Annotated in this window: 8 protein-coding genes; all 8 read right to left on the bottom strand. The window is 43.5% G+C overall.

All coding sequences use genetic code 11. The annotated features are described in order from the left end of the window. Positions 1-3 precede the first annotated feature (3 nt). A complete protein-coding gene (locus LPH68_RS00815) occupies positions 4-3,036 on the bottom strand; it encodes a SusC/RagA family TonB-linked outer membrane protein (protein ID WP_009039092.1) in 3,033 nt (1,010 codons plus the stop codon). Between the two features lie 12 nt (positions 3,037-3,048). Continuing rightward, on the bottom strand, positions 3,049-4,887 hold the full coding sequence (locus LPH68_RS00820) for a RagB/SusD family nutrient uptake outer membrane protein (RefSeq protein ID WP_004310363.1): 1,839 nt from the start codon (positions 4,885-4,887) through the stop codon (positions 3,049-3,051). A gap of 19 nt (positions 4,888-4,906) precedes the next feature. Next, the gene (locus LPH68_RS00825; protein ID WP_008641742.1) at positions 4,907-8,146 is read right to left on the bottom strand and encodes a TonB-dependent receptor; all 3,240 of its coding nucleotides are present in this window, start codon (positions 8,144-8,146) and stop codon (positions 4,907-4,909) included. Between the two features lie 28 nt (positions 8,147-8,174). Then, complete coding sequence (locus LPH68_RS00830; protein ID WP_049701572.1) at positions 8,175-9,923, bottom strand: leucine Rich repeat-containing domain protein; 1,749 nt, start codon at positions 9,921-9,923, stop codon at positions 8,175-8,177. 37 nt (positions 9,924-9,960) lie between these two features. Next, positions 9,961-13,470: an alpha-galactosidase gene (locus LPH68_RS00835; RefSeq protein WP_049701573.1), complete on the bottom strand. Its 3,510-nt coding sequence runs from the start codon at positions 13,468-13,470 to the stop codon at positions 9,961-9,963. Beyond that, entirely contained in the window at positions 13,467-15,566 is a 2,100-nt protein-coding gene (locus tag LPH68_RS00840) for a glycoside hydrolase family 36 protein (protein ID WP_049701574.1), read from the bottom strand. The genes LPH68_RS00835 and LPH68_RS00840 overlap by 4 nt, the downstream gene beginning before the upstream one ends. Before the next feature lie 12 nt (positions 15,567-15,578). Next, on the bottom strand, positions 15,579-16,733 hold the full coding sequence (locus tag LPH68_RS00845; RefSeq protein WP_008649023.1) for a sugar MFS transporter: 1,155 nt from the start codon (positions 16,731-16,733) through the stop codon (positions 15,579-15,581). A 136-nt stretch (positions 16,734-16,869) separates the two neighbouring features. After that, the gene (locus LPH68_RS00850) at positions 16,870-18,471 is read right to left on the bottom strand and encodes a hypothetical protein (protein WP_008641751.1); all 1,602 of its coding nucleotides are present in this window, start codon (positions 18,469-18,471) and stop codon (positions 16,870-16,872) included. Positions 18,472-18,474 lie beyond the last annotated feature (3 nt).

Below are 18,474 nucleotides of genomic sequence, written 5' to 3' on the forward strand. Positions count from 1 at the left end.
TCTTTAGAAATTCAGGTTAAGTCCTATGTTAAATGTTCTGTAAATGGGGTATACAGAGTAGGAATATTGTTCCGGGTCCAGATTATCGAACTTGAGAGATGAGGTGGTCAACAAATTGGCTCCGCTGATATAGAATCTCATTTTCTCCAGTTTCAGCTTACTGCTCCAACGTTTAGGAAGTGTATAACCTAATACTACATTCTTCAATCTCATATAGTTATTTTTGGAATAGAAGAATTCATTCGATTGGAGACTTGAAGAGCTTCCTGTGGTCAAAGCCGGATAGCTGATTTTTTCATTTGCCGCATAGCGATCTGCTGTCCAGGCATTACGGTGCAGGTCTGTGTACACTCCTTGGTAAGCATTATCGAAGATACCGCATCCACTGTAATAGGCTGCTGTACCTGATACACCTTGTAACTGAACATACAAGTCAAAGTTTTTGTATTCCAGTTGAATAGAACCACCATAAGAAAGTGTAGGTAGTGTCTGGGCTTTGTCCATCGGTGCCTGGTCACGCTCATCTATATTTCCGTCGTTATTTAAGTCTTTGTAAATGAAATCACCTGGGCGCGGAGAAGCACCAGAGAATCGCAGACCGCTTTTATCTATTTCCTCCTGGCTATTATAGTAGCCGTTTCCGTTGGAATAGTCAATCAGATATCCGAACTGTTGTCCTGCAGAATAGCCGGTTTTACGATATGGATAGTAATATCCGCTGGCGGTACGGTTCAACTCTTTTATGTCAGTTACTTCATTTTTATTGTATCCCATATTCCCTCTGATAGTCATTCTTAATCCACATTTCAGATTCTTGATATAAGATAGTTCAAGATCAAATCCTTTGTTGTTCATCTTACCCAGATTTTCAAATGGCAGATTTTCACTGGCGATACCTTGTGCAGAAGATACACTGTTATTTTGGATAGCCATTTGGGTCTGTTTCACGTTCCAATAATCAAATGTGATACCTAGTGAGTTGAATAAGGTAACATCTATTCCGTAATTTTGCTGGAAAGATTCTTCATAATGGATATACGGATTACCTTGCATACCTTCTACAGTATGAAAGCCATAGTAGTTGCTTAGTAAGTAACCTGCATCTTTATAACGTACATCTGTAGCATACAGGAAACGGGTGTCAGATATCTGGTCATTGCCCAGCCAGCCGGCAGATGCGCGTATTTTGAGGAAGGACAACCAATCTGTGTCTTTCAGGAAACTTTCGTTGGATACCACCCAAGCGGCAGATACTGTCGGGAAGAATTTAAAACGGTTACCCGGTTTGAACTGTTCTGTGCCATCATAGGTAAAGTCTCCCTGTATATAGTACCGTGAATCATAGCCGTATTTCACATGTCCCATTAATGACAAACGATCGTATGGGAGATCACCGTTTTTCATCATATTCTCATTGAAATAGCTGACAAATGCATCTACTTCATGTTTGCCTCCAAAAATACGATTATAGTTGATGAACCCTTGGAAGTTGATAAAGTAGCGCATATTAGCGGTCTTACTTAAACTTAGAGGAAGAGTGGTGTGAGTACCGAAAAGTCCGCTGCCATTGGCTGCATAACGTGCGTAGTCAGTAGAACCATAGATTGTTCCGTCATAGTTTGCTTCATAACCTACTATTCCTTTTACGCTCAATCCTTTAGTGAGGAATCCCAGATCCAGATTCATTCCATAAGCGACGTTCAGATTGATACCTGTTTGATGGCTATATCCGGAGCGGTTGATAAGTCCGTAAGTAGGATATTCATTGTATTCTGCAGTAATCACTTTTCCGTCTTCGGTGATAGGTCCAGGTACGGTGGGGGCCATCTGATAGATCGAATTCATGATATCTCCTGTCCCGTTGTATCCTTGATTTATCCGGTCGATAGTGACATTTGTGTTAAGGAAACAGTTTAGATAACGATGCAGAGTGACGTCCACATTAGCTAAAATGTTGAAGCGATGCAATTTGAGTGCAGGATTATAATTATCATTCTTCTCTGCATCAATCAGGCTGTTTTGGTGAAGATAACCGGCATTAACAAGGTATTTAACCCGGTTGTTACCTCCGCTGATATTTACGTTGTAACGTTGCATACTGGCTGCATCATTCATGAAAGTGTCATACCAGTCGTGTCCCGGCATAGTTCCATCTGTAAACCCGGCTATTTCATATAAAGAATAGAGTGGAGTGCCACCGTCATTGAGTAAGGCCTGGTTACGCATTTGTGCGTATTCACCGGTACTTACTATTTTAGGACGCTGGGTAGCCTGTTGTATGGAGAAGTCCATGTTCACATTTACTTTAGTACGTCCTATTTCGCCTCTTTTTGTAGTAATAAGAATTACTCCGGAAGAAGCTCGCGGACCATATAATGCTTTAGCTGCGGCATCTTTCAGAATACTGACAGATTCTACAGTGTTGGCATCGAGTGTATTCATATCGAATAATGGAGCCGGAATTCCATCGAGTACAACCAAAGGTGAATTACCGTTTATGGAATTCAGACCACGTATATACATCGTTGTTGCATCATCGGCTGGTGTGCTGGTGGATTGGATAGAAGTCAATCCTGCCAAGCGTCCGGTCAGCGTAGCTGAAAATCCGCTATTAGGTGTTTTAACTAACTCTTCTCCCTGAACGGTAGAGATTGCTCCTGTATAACCTCCTTTTCTCTCTTTCTGCAGCATGGCTACTTCGAGAGATGTATCCTGACCGGCGATGTCTGATATCAGACAAAACTCTACCGGTTTATTCAGAGTGAATTTCATTGTCTGGTTCCGATATCCCGGAATCTTACAAATGACCATACTGGCTCCCGACGGAATCTCCATGATGAATTTTCCGTCTTTATCACTGCTTGTGGTGTATTCGGGATTGTCCGGGACAGAAATGATTGCGCCGTCTAAAGGTTCGTTGCTCTCATTCCGCACCACACCGGATATAACTTCTTGCACTTGTGCCCGGCATACTTCATTGCCTGTGAACAGGCATACGATGCACAAAAGTGTGATTATTCTGTTTTTCATATACATTCTGTTTTATGATTACCATCCTGCATTTTGCCACGTCTGTCCTGTCGTGCCTTCCAATACGGCTGCTTCATTGGCAGGGATAGGATATACGTGCCATTTCTTTTCATAACTCATTTTGCTCGGTTTGCTGCCGTCTGTTCCTAGATTGATTCTTTCATAAGAGAATGAGTTTCCATTTTTGGTGATTCTCATACCTGTGGTAAACTTCTCATTTTCCATATTCTCATTGGCGGGTGTCCAACGGCGGATATCGAAATATCTGTCTTCTTCACAAGCCAGCTCTATCTGGCGTTCGTGGCGTACCAATAAACGAGCTTCGTTCTTGTCGTTTGTCGACAGATCAACCGAAGGATCAAAACCTGCGCGATGACGGATTTCATTGATCCATTCCAGGCCTTCGGTAAGGTGTCCGCTTTCAATAGCGGCTTCGGCGGCATTCAGATAAATTTTGCCTAATCGGTAAAAACGGAAACGGCCATCATATCCAGCCACTCCGGCTGCCTTACAGTTACCGTTTACCATTCTTTTTCTCCAATAATAACCGGTACGTGTATTCGTATTTCCACTTGTACGGATTTCGCTATTTCCTCCCACGTACGTTTCTACTACTGCCGGTTCCTTTCCTAACAGCACAGGACTGTTATTATAAAAAATTGTAGCCTGGAAACGAGGATCACGTCCCTTATAAGGGTTGGCTGGGTCATAACCGCTATTAGGGTTATAATTAGGTGACAGATGCTTCTCATCGTTATAAGGTTTCGATAAATCCAGTACAGGCTTTCCTGTTGCTAGCATATCATAGGCGTCTACTAATTCTTGGGAAGGAACAATAGTTAATTGAGCGTTTCCCAATACCGGAGCTCCGATAACGTCATACAAAGGATTGGTGTATGGGTCGGGCCAATAGCCTTCGGTACTTTGCCAGATTGTTTCTTTATCACTGGGATCTGTTCCGATATAGTTATTGAGCGTAAAGTACTCCATATAAGCATTGTTATAGTACTTTTCAGTATCCGCACATTTAGTATACAATTCATATCCATTGGCTTTCAGCTGTTCCAGACAGTCTTTGTTGATTGTGTAAGCCCATTCCCAAAGATCTTTGCCGCCATTGTTGTAAGTGCTGGCTGCGAATAGACATGCTTCGGAACGGATAGCCATTGCGATACCTTTGGTCATTCTGATCTTCTCGTTGAGTGTTGTCAGTCGCCAAGGGAGGTTGCTGGATTGCAAAGCTATTTCGCAATCATCTACAATGAATCGGGCACAGTCTTCGAAAGTAGGACGTGATAGAGTTGAATAATCATAGTCTAAACCGTATGGCTCTTTCTCAATAGGCACAGGACCATACCATTTCAGTAACTCCATATAGAAATAAGCACGGAGTACATGAGCCTCTGCTACCCAACGGTCACGGTCGCTTTCTCTTGGTATGGCGGCGGTGGCTGCCCGTTGGAGGAATGTGTTGATAATACGGATTTGCCCCCAGTATAACTGCCAGTATCCTCCTTCTGAGTAGGTGTCACCCATATCTCTGCGAACGTCGAGATAGAAGTCGGTGGTGGTACAGTTGCCGGATGCGGCATGTGCAAAGCCGGCACCGGAACCATCCGTGCAATCCCACGCTTCATCACTAAGTGCTACGGGATAGTTGCTCCAGAAATGATATCGTAAACTCTTTTTAGGCAGATAGTCAAAGCAAGTACTGAAATAAGCTTTAGTCAGATCGGGATCTTGGAATACTTCGTCCAGTGATAATCTTCCGTCGGGAGCTACATCCAACGCTTCATTACAAGAACTGAATGTGAGCAAGGAAGCAAACATGCATATATAAATCAATCTTTTTTTCATATCGGTTTTGTTTTAGCCGTTAAAATGTAATATTTAAACCTACATTGTACGTACGCATTGTTGGATAGGCTGCCGGACTGTTTTGTTCGGGATCGAAGCTGTCAGTCTTCAGGTGAGTCCATGTATACAAGTTGTTACCACTTAAATAGAAACGTACATTGGAAGCACCGATTTTCTTGCTGATGCTTTCCGGTAATGTATATCCTACTTCTGCATTTTTCAGACGTATATATGAGGCATCCATGATAAAGAAGTCGTTGGGCTGCAAGCTCGGGCCGCCACTGCTGGACAGACGAGGATACGTAATCTTTTCGTGATTATTATAGCGTTCTTCGCTCCAACGTTCCATGTGCATCTTGTAAAAGTTGCCGCTGCTTTCATAAATACCGGCTCCTGAATAAGTCTTGCTGTATTGGCCTACTCCCTGCAACATGATAGAAACATCGAATCCTTTCCAGTTGGCAGATAAAGAGAAACCGTAGTTGATGCGAGGCAATAGGGAGGAATAGCCAATGGGAGCCTTGTCACGGTCATTGATGACACCGTCTCCGTTGAGATCTTTATAAATAAAGTCTCCGGGTTCCGGTGTTCCTACACCTTCATAAGTCAGTCCGCTCTTGGCAATACTCTCGTCGCTATAGAAGAATCCTGTGCCGTCACGCCCTTTTTCAGGATCATAGCTGTGGTCGATGATATATCCCCAGTTTTGTCCTAATGAGAAGCCGGTGGTGCGGGTGCGATAAGCATAATCCTTACCTAATAGTGGCTCGTCATATTCCAATACTTTGTTTTTGGCATAACTGAAGTTTGCATTAGCAGAAACAGATAGCCCGTTTTTGAATTGTTTCTGATATCCGAGGACCATTTCGAATCCCTGATTCTTTACTTCACCATCGTTCATCAGTGGAAGAGCGGATGAGGGAAGACCTTGAATCATAGGAGTAGTCTGCGGGATAATCAGAATATTTTTTCTTTTTTCAACAAAGTAGTCAAATGAGAAGGAAAGATCATGATACAAGGATATGTCTATACCATAATTCTGTTTTTCAGCTGTTTCCCATGTGATGCTTTTGTTTCCTATGTAGTTTTCGGCTATCTTGTAACCTTGTCCCCAACCGGAACCATTGGAAGCATATCCCAAGCTTGGGGATAACCAATGATCTCCTTTACTGTCGGTGACTACGGAATATTGACTGATATTATCCAGATAAAGGAAACGGGCTGAACCGAAGGCGTCGTTACCAACTTTTCCCCAAGAAGCTCTTAACTTCAGATTGGTCAAAACCGGATTATCCTGAAGGAAGCCCTCATTAGTAATCAGCCAACCGAAAGAGGCAGCCGGGAAGAGACCAAATCGTTTGTCCGGTGAAAATTGTTCAGAGCCGTTATAACCTACGTTGACCTCTGCAAAATAACGTCTGTCATAGTCATAAGTTGCACGTCCGGCAATACCGATGACGTTGTAAGGAAGCAGTAGGTCACCGGATGTTTCTTTGGATTCTTTGATGTCCCGTTGAGCTAGAAACATAGCAGTGACATTATGCTTTCCGGCGAAGGTCTGGTTATAGTTGATTTGTCCCTGTAAGTTCATAACCCAATAAGATTCGGAAGACTTTGTGAGTTCAATCGGGCCGTCTTCGTCCTCCAGGCTAGGATGGCGATTGATAAACAAATGCTCTCCTGAAGCTAATGTCTGATACGTATACCAGGTATAGGAACGTTTTCCGATTGTTTTCCCAAATCCTTTGGAGTCGAAAGATACCTGGCCTTTGACAGAGAGCCCTTTAGTGATAAATCCCAAATCTATTTCTACTCCTCCGATAACATTGATTCCCGATCTGGTTTCCAGTTGATAGCCCGAACGGTTGATTAGCGGATATGCACTCAATGAATTGTTGGCGGGATCTTCTACGGATAATCCGGCACCAATAGGGAAAGTACGTATAGCATCAGTAGCGTATGCACCTTCCGGGGTGAGATACATGGAAGTAGGGCGTGAGGTCAAAGCGCTGTTGAATACACTTGACATACTTGCGGAAGTTCCGTTGATCCGTTCCAGATAAGAGGAAGCGTTTAAGTTAATCTTTACCGACTTATTGACTTTGTAGTCGATATTTGAGCGGAAGTTGTAGCGGTCTAATGAAGACTGGGCATTGTATCCCAACTTGGATTTAGGTTCTACGTTGAACATACCTCCCTGATGCAGATAGCCTGCACTTACAAAGTATTGAAGTTTGTCCGAACCTCCCGAAACGTTCATGTTGGCTCTGGTCATGGGAGCATAATCTCTGAACAAGATATCTTGCCAGTTATTATTCGGATAAAAATCCGGGTCTACAGGATTACCTGTTTTCCATGAGTCGAACTTATCAATGTCCGGCCCGAGGAATTCAGCGGAATTTCCGTCGTTCACGAGTGCTTCATTGCGAAGTCTGACCCAGTCCCATGAATCCAGACGTTCGGGCTTGAAAGCGATTTCCTGCATGCTGAATTCTACATTGGCACTGATACGGGCAGTTCCTTTTTCACCTCTACGAGTGGTAATCATTATCACTCCGTTGGCACCACGTACTCCGAATACTGCTGTTGCGGAAGCATCTTTCAATACGGAGATATTAGCAATCTCGTTCGGGTCGATAGATCGCATATCGTCTACAGCTACTCCATCTACCATAATTAATGGGTTTGTTCCGTTTGTAGTGGCAGCACCACGCAGGAACATGGTGACTTCGTCACGTCCCGGTTCACCGGAGGTCTGGATAGTTGTCAATCCTGGGAGTTTTCCGGATAAAGCGGAACTTAGGTTGGGCGATGAGGATTTCATCAAATCTTTTCGATCAATGGAAGCTACGGAACCGATGACAGAAACCTTTTTCTGGGTACCGTAAGCTACCACTACAACTTCCTCCAGGTTCGCTACGTCCGGATGCATGATGATACGCATGTCTTTTTTAGCAGGAATGTCCTGCTTTTGATAACCTACATAACTGATTTCCAGTATAGCGTTGGGGGCAACCGATAAAGAGAAACGACCGTCTATGTCTGTAATAGTACCATTCGTTGCTGCTCCTTTTTCTATGACGGAAGCTCCGATCAGGCTTTCACCGGACTCGTCTACGACGACTCCAGAGGCTGTTATTTTAGACTGTTGCTGTGTCAGGGTAGCATCTCCGATATCCGATGCATTTCCTGTAACGGGAATACAGATTCCCAACCCAAGCAACAGGCACATTTTGTATAGCCAATAACTTTTTTTCATAACTATAACGTTTAAGATTGTTTTCTGTCTAATTAAATGAACTCAACATTTTATCCTTGTCGTATCCTATGTATTCATAGCGTTCTATCCGGACACCTTGATTCTTTGCGGTAATACATGGGCTTGTGCCATTCCATGGGCTATCCATCCACCATTCTTCTACTAGTAGCTTCCTTTGAGTTGAAGAGCTGTCGGTAAATGAGAACTGAACTTTTGAGGCATCTACAGCTCCACCGGAATAACCTAGTACGGAATAAGTACCTGCCAGATTACGCAGATCAACATAAGTGAGCGGACAACCGGATGCATTTAGTGATGTGATGGATTTGCACCGGTTTATATCCAGATATGCTAATCCCGGATTGTTGCTCACATCTATAGAGGTTATCATATACTGATCGCCAGAAATGAATTTGGTTAATCCTGCATTCTTGGCACTGAAAGTCTGAATTCCTTTCTCATCTACCGGACCTGCCGTGTAGCTGGTACTGATTGCGTATTTACTAAGATCGATTTCTCCCAGATTATTTCCATCCAGAATGAGGTTTTTGTATCCGCAGAAGTATTGTAGTCCTTCCAGATTAGTGATTCCCTTATTGCTAAGATCAAGGGTCGTGTTATTCTTGAAGTATTCAGTATTCAGAGCAGCCACTGTCAGAACTTTATCTCCATCGAATACATCCGGAACCAATGCTTTGAGTGCGTTTCGTAGATTGATATCAGGAATTTCTCCATACTTTTTCATTGTCTTCTGATATTTTCCGTAACTGTAATAGTAGTTGTTGTTTCCATCGGGATAGTCGTGCATCCAGTCGTACCCTTCCACTGTCACTCCATTATTGATGGCATCTACGATAGAACCGCTATTGCTGTAGTATGAGTCCATCCACCAGGATTCCATTTTCAGGAGTCGTTCTTTACTTGCGTCATCGCTGAAAGTAAATTTGAAGTCTGTGCTGTTGTAGTTCAGACATCCGCCATAGATACTGTGGTAATTGCGTACATCCAGATATACCAGTTTACAGTTTAGAGCAGAGAACTTCTCAATGTTATAACAATAATACAGGTCGACAGATTCTAGTTTGGTACTTCCATCTATGTTGAGAGATACCAATGTCGTGTTCGGCTGTTCCGAAGTGGCTAGTTCCAGTTTGGTCAGACCAGTGTTTTGTGCAGTCAGTTCAGACAGTCTGGATAGTACTTCTGCAGGAATTTCACTGATATCATTATTGTTGCAGATCAGTTTCCGAATGTTGCTGAAATATTCGAGTCCCTCCAGAGAAGTGATATTTTTATCGCTGATATTTAGTGTGCCATCAGTGAAAGTGACATATTTAGCACTGGAAGATATCTTTTCTCCTTTAAATATATCAGGGAAAAGAGCAGACAAGGCATTACGCAGGTTTTCGTCGGGCATAACTCCAACAGTACTGTTGATGACGCCTAATGTTCGCATTTTGCTACCGCGTACCAATACAAGTCCATAAGAATCTTTGGTGGCCGTAGAGGGGTAAAGTACCGTGATATGATCGGATTGTACTTCTCTGGTTTCCATGTAGATGGGCTGTTCGGTTCCTCCTGAAAGGGGAGAAAGAGCCAGTACATCACAGTCGATAAAGCCATTTCCCTGAATGGTAATCTCTGTGCCCAGGGATTCTTCCGAAATATCCGGAAGCACTACATTGGTTACTCCTAGGTCTGTGCCTAACTTTTCGTCTTCACATCCCAAAAGGAATACCATTCCAAGCATTAATAAAATGTAGAAATGTGTTTTCATAAATACTATTTGTTTAATGAATAAATAGAGTACATAGTTATTCTTGTTTTAAGACGATCACAGAATGAGCCGGAAGTAAACATAGAATTTTATCGTTCACTTTGAGAGGCTGGGCGTCCGGAGCCAACATTTGGTCTGTGGTAGGTAAACCGTCTTTGATATAACGGTAAACCTGATAATTCCCTTTGGTTTGCGTATGTTGGTTGATGAGGCTTATTGCTTTCTCCTGGTCCATTCCATTGGCGAAAACATATACCCATTTGCCATTTGTGTTTCGAACAGCAGTTCCTGCATACCATTCTTCCGGTGTTGCTATCGGATAGATTTCAGCTCCCGGGCGTATGAAACGTGTCAACAGAGAATAGGCATAGTACTGTGGGCGTACCTCGTAATCACTTTTGATATCGTTGTAGTATGGTTCCGAAGCGTATGTTTTCTTTACATACTTCCATAAACCCAGTTGCTGCATTGCTCCGTAGTCTGCATCCTTACCATAGTATTGGTCTATCAGGCTCCAATAGCTAACACCGCTTGCTCCTGCATTGAGTAGATTGATGGCTATGCGTGTCATGAGTACTCCTCGTTCATACAAGTCGATATCTTTTTGTCTGGTGGCACCTACGCATTGATTACCTCCGAATTCACCGATGAAATGGGCTTTTCCAACTGAAGAGGCCAATTGAGAGTTTTGTTTTTCCCAATCCAGAATTGTGGAGTTCGGAGTTTCGTAGCCGAAGATATAGGTGTGGGAGTTGAATACGTCAGCAACGTTCGCCAGTCCTTTCGTGCAGGCTGCCAGATATTTATGCGTTCCTGTACCTCCGTCTGAATTGTCAGAAAGGCTGAAATGTACTTTATTTCTTATTCCATCCTCTTTGAAACGTCTGTCGAGTACTTTACACATTTCAATATAGTCGGCGGTGGGAGCAGCTTTACCTTTGATGATATATGACCAATCTGGTTCGTTGATCGGAGTAATCTCTTTGACGCACGTGTATTTTTTGTTGTTGAGCAGGTGTTGTACAAGTGCGGAAAAGTTCTCGCTCCATTCTTCATAGTTAGTCGGGGCTACTACCCAGTTACCATAATTCCCTTCGGCCAGGAAATGTCCCGGAGGGGCTCCCCAAAGTACAAGGGTGACTTCCATTTTCTGTTCTTGTGCCATATCCAATACTTTGTAGAGTGATTGCATTTCTACAGAGTTGAAAGTGAAATTATGCCAGTCGATTTTGGATGCATCCGGATTGTCATTCTTTGGCTCATACCATTGTGGCATCACCATCACCCGTAAGCTTTGCAGTCCCATTTCTTTGACACGTTTCACAACGATGCGATCCCAGTCTTCAGCTTTAGCTCCATCATTGCGGGTCACATTTTGTGAGAGAAAGTGGGGATCTAGTTCTGCACCTATAGCACGGAGCTTTACACCGGTTTTCTTTCCTACAGAAAGTTTCTGTATGGCAGTTGTTGAACTTTGGTATTTGATTATCAGACAACTTTGCGGGTTATCCAGTGTCAGCGTGAAGCCGTTAGCCAGTTCTTTACCGGTTTTCTTTATAGCTTCTCCTGTATCTTTATTGGTGAGTATATAAGTGTGGTCAGGGTGTAGCCCTGATAAATTGACAGTATAGCTCTTGTCCGGATTGTCTTTGCGGCGGAAAGCTACGATGTATCCGCTGTCATCCGACGGACGATAAAGTTGGTATGCTAGCCAGATATTTTCCGAAGTAATGTTGTTTATTCCACTCAACGGATAGTAATCTTCATAGAAATAGGGGCGGAGTTCTTTGAACTCTGCCTGGCGGTCGCGCATATCATAGATGGATTGTCCGGCTTCGGTTATTTTCCAGTTGTAGATAATAGAGGTTCCGAGGCTGGAACGGAAAGTGAATTTATCGGCACTCACAGTTCCTGTACCATGCAGGGGAAGGTATAAGTTCAATCCGTAAGTATGGCATTGATAGCCGATTGGTTCTCCATAACTGTAATCTGTTCTCCACATCGGTGCACTGCGTGAGATACTTTCGAGGTCAATACGGCGTCCGCCACTGGCACAATTATCAACCAGCAAGCCCGGAAAGCGGTTCAGCAGATATTCCCAGAAAGAATAAAGTCCTTCAATGTATCGGATTTCGCAGATACCTTGTCTGCCAGGTTCATCATTGGCAGCCCAGAAACCTTCCGGCTCTATATTGAAATCCTGGCGGTAGTAGTCTATGCCATTTTCTTCGAGGAAGTCTCCGATATATTTACTCATCCATCGACATGCCTCCGGATTTCCGAGATTGAATAGATAAGAGTCGTGCTCACCATCTTTTGTCCAGTCTTCCTGTTTGGCTTTTCCTCTGGCATCCAACATCCATTGAGGGTGTTGCAGTGCCCAAGCTGAGCCTTTCATAACACGCTCCGGTTCAAACCATACCATGAACTTGGAACCAACTCTATGCACTTCGTCGGCGATGGGGCGTAATCCTTCGGGGAAACGAATAGAGTCGACGGTCCAGTTTCCTACGGTGTTCGCCCAATTCTTATGATTGGCTACATCTGCAGAGTGATTGTACCATCCGGCATCCAGCCAGAATACTTCGGGTACTAATTTGAATTGTTCATACCGTTTCACCATAGCAATGGCATAATCTGTAGTCAGGCAGGTATATTCATTACAGGGAGTAGGATCACCGTAGTTGAAACTGGTCGATATTGGATATACGGTCGGTTTACCACCTACTTTCCAAGTGTGGTGGGCTTGCACGAAACGGCGGAACTGGTTGTGTCCTTTCATCCGGTCGGAACCGTTCCAGAATGACAGGCATACACTGGAAGTGCGGATGCTCTCTTCCGGATACAGATAGGTTTTCAAACGTTCAATTCCGGAGGTAAGCGCTACGCTTTGCTGGTCTGCACAGCGCACATCGGCAAACCAGGTTCCTGTCCATCCGATGGCTACGATAACTCCTTGATTAGCCGGAGATTCAATATTGAAGAATGGCATACGCATTTGTGAAGAGCGTCCACCTTCCGGTCTCATATAAAGATTATCACCCGGAGACAAGATTGTAAGTTGCTGGCTGAAATCTGATTTGGATGCATGGCTGCCTTCGGAATGATGAAGGTTGAATGCTCCCGGATGCTGGTAGCGGAATGTGATATCAGACACTTTTATGTTGGCAATCTCCGGCGTATTTTTCTTTCCCTGGTTGGTGAAACGGAGTACCCATTCCACCGTATTGAAGTCGGTAAAGCCTTTCACTTCACATTCGACTTTTAATCCTCCGGATGGTTCACGATAAGTATAAAGGTATTTCAGAACCTTGGGATCGTCACTTTTCTGACGCGTAGCCGTATAAGACCAGCTTTTGATAAATTCCTGTGAAGGTTTACCTCCATATTCGAAAGAGAAAGGAGGGACCACACCGCGGGCAAAGTGGGTGGTTATCCATTGGCTGGTGTTTACCGGGCGGTCGCTCATGCGGGCTACCGTCTGTCCTGTTCCATTATGAGGGAACAGAAGCAGAATGAATAGATAATATAGTATTCTTTTTTTCATTCTTTATTCGGTTTTTCGTTGGTAACTTTATATTTTAGTAATAAGGAACTATGTGGCTTTTCGAGGATCAGTGGCAACTGACTGGTCAGTTCTTTTCCCTGATAGATTTTGCTCTGTCGGCTATCCATGTCTGTCACTGTATAGTATTTTTCCGGATCCACTCCTGAAAGTCTGACGGTGATTTTTTTGTCTTTGGAGGCGGTTCTGCGGAAAGCAACGATAATACCACTGTCGTCCGACGGACGATGCATTTGATAGGCTAGCCAGATATTATCCCGCGTCATGTCTTCTGTACCCGTCAGTGGGTAATAATCTTCGTAATAGTAAGGTCTGATTTCGTGGAATTCTTTCAGACAACGTTGCATTTCGTAAACGGAGGCATTTTTATCGGTTATTTTCCAGTTATAAATCAAAGCTGTGCTGACGCTTGAGCGGAAAGAATACGGATCGGTCTGTAAACTACCTGTTCCATGTAAAGGTAGGAAGAAATTCAGGCCATACGTGTGACATTGGTAGCCGTCCGGATCGTCGTAATGATAATAATCACTCCTCCATAGTGGTGCGCTTCGGCCGATTGTTTCCCAGTCAATACGTCGTCCCCCACTGGCACAGTTGTCTATGAGCAGGTTCGGGAATCGGCTCAGCAGATAATCCCAGAAGTAGTATAGTCCTTCGATGTGTCGTATCTCTTTCATTCCTGTACGTCCGGGCTCATCGTTGGCTGCCCAGTAGATATCCGGCTGCATATTGAAATCCTGACGGTAATAGTCTATGCCGTTTTCTTCGAGCATATCGCCTATATATTTACTCATCCAGTGGCAGGCTTCCGGATTTCCCAGATCGAACAGTAGGTAGGTGTCATTGTTGTGTTCGGGAATGTCGAGCATCCAGTCGGGGTGTTCTACTGCCCATTGGGTACCACGGATGACACGCTCGGGTTCGAACCAGACCATGAATTTAGCTCCTACTTTGTGTATTTCGTCGGCTACAGGACGAAGTCCTTTGGGGAAGCGCAATGTATCTACAGTCCAGTTACCGGCTGTGTTGGCCCAGGTCTTGCCATGTTCGAAGTCTGCAGCATCGGTGTTCCATCCGGCATCCAGCCAGAATACTTCGGGTTTCAATCCGAACTGTATGTAACGTTTCACCATGGCAATGGCATAATCGGCTGTCAGGCATGAGTATTCCGTACAAGGTGCGGGGTCCCGATAGTTGAATCCGCTGGAAAGAGGATATTCGGCAAATTTTCCGTTGATTTTCCGTGACTTGTGTGCCAGGACAAAACGGCGGAATTTATTGTGTCCTGCCATCCGGTCGATATTTTCCCAAAACATCAGACTGATACTTGGGGTACGAATTGTTTCCTGTGGACGTAAGTATAATTTCATGGTTTTCATTCCCGAAGCCATGGATATTGTACGATTATCTTGTACGCATACATCTGCATACCAGGTGCCCGACCAGCCTACTCCTAATATGACTCCCTGTCCGGCAGGTGATTCAATGTTGAAGAAAGGAAGATAGTCCCCTTCTGAAGAGCGTCCTCCTTGTGGAGACATCTGTTTGGTTTCACCCGTTGCCAGAGTAACCGAACGTGGATGGAAATCATATTTGGAGATATGGTTTCCGTCTGCATAGTGTAACTTGAATTCTCCTTTAGAAGCGTATTGCATGGCAAGGTCCACTACTTTCACTTGTTCCAGAGTGGGAGAGTTGCTCGTACCTTTGTTGGTGAAGTTCAATACCCATTCGGCAGCCTGATAACTGGGATAGCCTTTTACGGTACATTCTACTTTCAGTCCGTTGGTAGGATTGTAGTAGGTAAAGAGATACTTTATCACATCCGCTTCTTCGGATTCTATCTTTTGCTGGGAATAGTCCCATTGGCGGATAAATTCTGCGGAAGGTTTCCCGTCACATATAAACGAGAACGGAGGTGTTTTTCCTTTAGCGAATTGTTTCTGAATCCATTTTTCGATTTCAGGAATGTGTTTGGAGATTTTAGCCGTCGTCTGACCCACGGCTATGATGCTCCACACACTCATAATCAGTAATGAGAACAGGAATTTCGATTCGATTTTCTTGAAATGTTTCATTAGAATATAGGTTTATGTGGTTTTTATTTTTCTCATTATTCCGATCAGATAGCACCATACAATGGCAAGTACTATGATTGCAGATAACTGACTGTGGAATGAATCGGTAATTACTCCTAAAATAGGCGGGAGGACGGCACCGCCAGATACACCGACGATAAGAAGTGCAGATACTTCGTTCGCTTTCTCGGGAACACGTTTCAAAGACAGAGAGAAGATGATGGAAAACAGATTGGCATATCCTATCCCGAAAACTGCTACACATCCGAGGATAAACCAGAGATTAGTGCTAATGGTCATCAGTATCAATCCTGCGAGAGCTATCCAGACGCTATAAATATAGAATTTACTTTCTGAATATTTCATCAGTAGGATACCACCCAAAAAGGCTCCTACAGTGCGGGCGAAGAAATACACACTATTTCCCATTCCTGCATCTGTCAGTGGTAGATCACAACGTTCCATCAGGAATTTAGGGAAAGTCATATTGATACCTACGTCTACACCTACCAGCACGAGAATACCGATAAAGAAAGCAAGAATGTATTTGTCTTTGAATAATTCAAGAGTGACTTTGAAAGAAATGTTCTTCCGTTCCTGTTGTTTTTCTTGTATAGGGGTAAGCCATAGCCATATCAAAGCGAGCAGTGACAGTCCGGCATAAACGGGGAATATCATTTTCCATCCGAAAAAACTACCAGTCACCCAAGCTGCCAGGATAGGACCCAGGAATGAACTGACTGCTTTGACAAATTGTCCTAGGGTTAATGTACCTGTCAACTTATCGTTTGCAACGACATCCGTTACTAATGGGTTGAGTGAAACTTGCAATAGAGTGTTACCGATACCTATCAAGGCAAATGCGATTAATATGGCGGTAAAGTCATATGCAACGAGTGGAAGGCACATAGCTAATACATGGAATGCGAAGCTAAGTAATACGGTTTTCTTGCGTCCGATGCGATTCATTAACATTCCGGTGGGAATAGAAAGCACCAGGAACCACAAGAAACAGGATAGAGAGATGAGATTAACCATCGTATCGGTGAGATGGCTGAAATCATTCTTCACATAGCTCGTGGTTATTCCGACAATGTCAACAAATCCCATAACGAAGAATCCGAACATGACGGAGAGCATTTTTACTATGGATATTTCTTTTTTCATTCGTGTACTTTTGATGATAAATTACTTGGTTGGTGGGCATATATATCCAGCACGGCGGATATATATGGCTAACATGGTGAATATATATGCCCAATACGGTGTATATATATCCCCACTAAATGGGGGGTATATACTTCTATTTTTGTACTAATACCCTGATTGATGAACGAGATAATTTAAGTTTTAGGTTATTCTCTTGCGTGTTGACCGTTTCTGTTGATTCTATAAGATTATCACCTTCCGGTAGGCGTCCTTCCATATATTTGTAGACATTGTATTCTCCATTGGCACCTTCTTTATCATTTTCCAACTGTATCATCTTGTCTTTGTCTGTAGCGTTGGAAAGTACATACGTCCATTTTCCCTCTGTGTTGAGAAAAGCACTTCCGGCTATCAACTCGTCGCCGAGATCCAATGGATATACTTCGTCGCCCTGGCGGACAAAACGTGTCAACAGACTATATGCATAGTATTGAGGACGTACCTCGTAGTCTTCCTTGATTTTGGAATATACATCTGGGTCTTCGGTATAAGCGGATTTTAGATATTTCCATAAACCGAGTTGCTGCATTTCCGAATAGGAGGCATTGCGGTTATAATATTGATCGATCAGACTCCAGTAGCTTACTCCGCAAGCACCGGCATTCAGATAGTTCAGAGCAACGCGGATTATCTGTACCCCTCGCGTATACGTGTCTATACCATATTGACGGGCACTTCCGTATCCAGGAAAACCGAATTCTCCAACAAAATGTCTTTTACCTCCTGCAGAAGCTATATTTTGACGTTCCCAATTTACGAGAGTCGAATTAGGGGTGTTGTAGTCAAACTTGTATACATGAGAGTTATACAGGTCGGCTTCATCGTTTGTGAAAGCGGAAACACAGGCAGCGATATATCCGGGTGTACCGTCTGTATTGTCAGAAAGGTTGAAGTGTACCTTACTGCGTATTCCATCTGCTTTAAACTTGGCATCCAGTGCTTTCACCATGGGGGCGTAGGTGTCCTGCCAACCCATGGTTTCAAAATCACCTTGCCACATGATGCGGCCGTAACCTGCTATATGACTGTCAGGTTCATTGAATGGAGTAATTTGATTGATACAGGTATAATGCTTTTCTTCAATCAGGTATTTCACCATTGTGGAGAAGTTTTCAGCAAATTCTTCATAGTTATCTATACCGGCAATCCAACCCGGATTAACGTTATAACTTCGTGCATCACACAAGAAATGCTTTTGACCATTGTTAATGCCTGATAGTAAGTCGATATTGGTTATGGCTCCCCATACGACTAATGTCACTCCGATATTATTCTCCTGGGCCAGATCCAATACTTTGTATACAGATTGCATTTCTTCCGAATCAAAAGTGAATTTGCTCATATCCGCGACATTAGGATCGTTGTTGTCATTGGAGGGTTCCCACCATTGTGGCTGCATCATGATTCGGAATTGTTGTACTTTCATTTTCTTTACCCGTTGTACAACTATATTTTCCCAATCTTCAGCCTTTGAACCATCATTGCGGGTGATGTTTTGTGAGAAGAAGTGTGGATCCATCTCGACACCGATAGCATGAACCGGAGTTCCTGTTGAATTCCCTACTGCAACAGGATAATAGTTGCAAGCCGGGCAATCGTCATATTTGTTATAATCATCCGAGCAGGCGGACATTCCCCAAAGTGTGCAAACAATACTCAATAGAGTTTTACTGATATGTGTCATTTTCATTGCCATATT

It is taken from the genome of Bacteroides sp. 1_1_30 (assembly GCF_020982715.1).
Lineage (GTDB): Bacteria > Bacteroidota > Bacteroidia > Bacteroidales > Bacteroidaceae > Bacteroides > Bacteroides xylanisolvens.